Genomic DNA, 3,836 nt, shown 5'->3' with positions numbered 1-3,836 from the left:
ATTATCCATTAATCAACTGACCTTTTGTAATAATTTTTCAGCTTTATTTGCTTCTGCCATTAACACTTCAAAACTTGGAATATCTGTATCCCATTCTATTAAAGTAGGTACACTACCAAACCTTACCAAGGCTTCTTCATACAACTCCCAAACTGGAGGATGTACAGGATAACCGTGAGTATCTAATAGATAATTTTCCTTTTCTTCATAACCTGCCAAATGAATTTGTTTAACCCTTGTTGGTGGGATGCCATCCAGATATTTTAGAGGGTCAATTCCATTATTTATAGCATTAACATAAAGATTATTTATATCCAGAAGTAAGTAACAGTCAGCTTTTTTTACTAATCCCTCAATAAACTCCCATTCCGACATAGTTGAATCTGTAAAAGTTAAATATGGAGAAGGATTTTCAATCAAAATTTGCCTACCTAAAAATTCTTGTACTTGTAGGATACGCGATGCCACAAAATCCATCACCTTTTCTGTATAAACCAGCGGAATTAAATCGTTAAGATAGTGACCACTGACAGATATCCAAGATAAATGGTCAGAAATAAAATCTGGTTCAACTTTTGCTGCTAAATTTTTTAGGCGAGTTAAATAATCTAAATCTAATGGGTCTGTTGAACCCAAAGACATTCCTACTCCATGTAAAGTAACAGGATAATCTTGACGAATTTTTTCTAAATAAAATAGTGGTAAACCACCAGCACATAAATAGTTATCTGATAAAACTTCAAACCAATTTACTTTCGGTTTTTGAGTCAGAATATATTGATAGTGGAGCGAACGTAAAGCAATTCCTGAACCTTGAATTGAGGAGGACTGAATACAGGGTAAATATCCCTTGCTTTGCCACTTTGGATTAACATCAAATTCTAGTTTTTGAGATTGTATTTTGGTTGTCATAAACTGTTTTTATTTAAGAATAAATAAGGAAGAAGGAAAAAGGAAGAAGGAAGAAAGAAGAAGGTAAAACCGAAGAACGGGAAAAGTTGATTGGGCTGAAAAGTTGTCGCCCCACATCTACAAACCCCAATTGAGTGCATCTCATATTTGTAAAAATACTTTTTTCCTATTCCCTATTCCCTATTGCCTAAAAGCAATAAATTTTTGGCTTTATTCTTGCATTGAGATGTACCCATAAAAAAATATGGCATTTTTTAATTATAAGCTAATTTGACGAGAGATAGAAATAAAGAAAGAGATACTTTATATAAAATATTTTTCCCTTCTCAATTCTATTAACCTCAAATCATAACTTTATTAAAAAATACCACAAACAATTTTTGTAATAATAATTTAACTTTTTAGTTAATATGTAGCGAGTCTATTTCTTAAGAGTTGCACCAACAATTTTTTCACAAGTACCTTCTGGAACATAAATCCACTCGTTAGGATCTCCACTTACTGTTGACTGACCTGAACAGCTATGGCCATTAGCATTACAATCATTCATGCCAGCTTTAACAATACCAGCACATTTTTCCATACCTTCTTTGCCAGCAAGAGCTTCCTGACTATTACCAAAAGTGGTAAGACCAACAGCTAAGACACCAGTTATTGCACTAGCTACAACTAATTTTTTGTTGATGTTTTTCATAATATTATTTTCTCCAATTAATTTAGTTCAACCTTACACTTATAAAGTATTCAGTATCCATATTAACATAGTCTATGAAAAATCTGAGATTCACCTGAGAAAGTGGTAAGGGTTTAGTGAGTATTTTTTTGCACTAATATCGGGTCATTCCTACACCAGTTCAGAACTTACTTAACTCCTATTTCTCATCAGATAAAGTTTTCTTAATTTATCATAAATTATTAGATAATTTATTCTTATTTATCCTCTACTTTCTATTCAATAAAATAAAATTCTCATTCCTGGCTTTTAGGTTAATTAAATTGATGATATTAGTTGAACTCATAGACATCTCCAAAAATTAAAAATTAAAGCAATTATTATCTATAAATTGTCAATTATTTATCCCTGTTCCCTATTCCCTCTTTTCTAGATATTTCTATTAAATAATTTGCGATTATCCTAGCTTCTACTTCGTAGCATGGATAGTGAACGCACTCGCGCGGAATCTCGACGTGTTTGGCAACTGCTGCTCCTCCATCCAATTGCGATCGCGGTACAAACCAAATCTGGTCCCCAGGTACAGTTCCCTCAATAGTATTGAGATTGAGATCGAGGGATTTAGTGTTTTGATAGGGGGTCTTGTTGGGAAGAGCGACAGAATTCATAGATTTCCTCTGTGGAAGTTATTTGAAACCATTTTAATTCAGAACATTTAATATCACAAAATGAGTAATTTTGCAAGATATTTATCAGACTTATTTAGTGACTATCTAAATTAATATTTGTATCTTATTATCACAGATTGTTGCATACTTTTGAAAGCAATTCATTTTTTAGCATGGATATAATCAACAAAGTAAAATTGAGGAATTAACCACAATTTCAACCAAGCATAAACTCCCATTCCTAAAAGTGCAGTAATTACTAAAGGTAAACCGACTTTGATACGCAACTCATCTGGAAAAATAGCAACTCCAGACACAATAATTATGAAATAAGTTATCAGGAAAATTTGTAATCTTTGTAGATTTTTCAATGCTTGCCGACAACTACTACAATGCTGAGTATGTTGTTGATAACGATCCAATAGTGAGGCATGATTATTATTTATTAGATAATTATTAGAATCACTAATTCCGACTTCATTCCAAGGTAATTTACCATGACAATATTTATCAAACCAATTTCTAAACTCAATGACTAAACGGTCTGCACTTGTAGGTAAATTATAAGCTGTTTTCCAACTTTCACTTGATTGTTTTTGTTGCAGTAAATGTTCCTGCTGATTCAGTAAAACCATATCTCCATCAATAACCAAATTCCGAGTTTTAATATGTTCCCACCAACGTGGTGTCAGTCGATGAATTGTTTTAGCAAAATTCCTGGGAAACTGAGCAACAATTCTAGATTTACCAGGGGATACAGGCAAACAATAAGTAACAAGTCCTATTTTTTTTCCACTGCCACCAATACTAATTTCATACTCTAAACGACAAGGTGGTTCAAAAGTAATTTTTGTCGGCAAATTTCCAGGACTAGAAACTTCAATTAAATCAATAGTAGATTCCACAATTTCCATAACTATTGGTCCAGCTTTTTCTCTATTCCCCTGAACCCCGTGATGAGAAAAAGGAACATGACTCGGATCTGCCACATTTTCTACTAGAATTTCCCAATCATATTCCAGATCGCGGACATAAGAAGACCACACAAAACCCTTCTCAGCATCTATTTGTGGTGATAATGGTAAGGGTGTAGTATCAGCTAAGTCTGCTGTTTTCGCATCAGGCCAAACCCATAGTAAATCATTTTCTTGACGCACTGGTAAGGCAGTTACACAGAAATTTCTTTGATTTTTGGCAATAATTTCAGGATTTTCAGCTTGGGGAATATGAGTACAGATACCTTGAGAATCAAATTGCCAACCATGATAACTACACATTAAATTACCAGTTTTATCATCAACACGACCCTCACTTAAGGGTGCTAGACGGTGAGGACAAACATCTAAAAATACCTGGTAATTCTCAGAATATCTTGGCTTCCAGATAACTAAACGTATTCCCAGCAGAGTGACGGGAACTGGGATTTCTGGATCTAGGTCTTCAATAGGTGAAAGAGGATACCAGTGCTGAAAAAAGTTAAATTCGGTTTGCATTGTATTTTAGGTAGTCAGTTATCAGTATCTCTGCAATAAGGAGGCTTGAAATATCGACCAAGAGAACAGAATATTCGATATTTCAAGCCA

4 protein-coding genes are annotated in these 3,836 nt (G+C 33.7%); all 4 read right to left on the bottom strand.

All coding sequences use genetic code 11. The annotated features are described in order from the left end of the window. Positions 1-12: 12 nt before the first annotated feature. Entirely contained in the window at positions 13-912 is a 900-nt protein-coding gene (locus F6K13_RS22895; protein ID WP_124155483.1) for a DUF692 domain-containing protein, read from the bottom strand. 421 nt (positions 913-1,333) lie between these two features. Then, the gene (locus tag F6K13_RS22890) at positions 1,334-1,606 is read right to left on the bottom strand and encodes a DUF2282 domain-containing protein (RefSeq protein WP_124143052.1); all 273 of its coding nucleotides are present in this window, start codon (positions 1,604-1,606) and stop codon (positions 1,334-1,336) included. Positions 1,607-1,983: 377 nt separating this feature from the next. Continuing rightward, the gene (locus F6K13_RS22885; protein ID WP_124143053.1) at positions 1,984-2,253 is read right to left on the bottom strand and encodes a hypothetical protein; all 270 of its coding nucleotides are present in this window, start codon (positions 2,251-2,253) and stop codon (positions 1,984-1,986) included. Between the two features lie 161 nt (positions 2,254-2,414). Beyond that, positions 2,415-3,746 carry a Rieske 2Fe-2S domain-containing protein gene (locus F6K13_RS22880; protein WP_124155484.1) on the bottom strand — a complete coding sequence of 444 codons (1,332 nt, stop codon included), beginning with the start codon at positions 3,744-3,746 and terminating at the stop codon, positions 2,415-2,417. Positions 3,747-3,836 lie beyond the last annotated feature (90 nt).

The organism is Okeania sp. SIO2B9 (assembly GCF_010672505.1).
In the GTDB taxonomy this organism is placed as follows: Bacteria; Cyanobacteriota; Cyanobacteriia; order Cyanobacteriales; family Microcoleaceae; genus Okeania; species Okeania hirsuta.
This window is presented reverse-complemented; position numbering and strand designations above follow the sequence as displayed.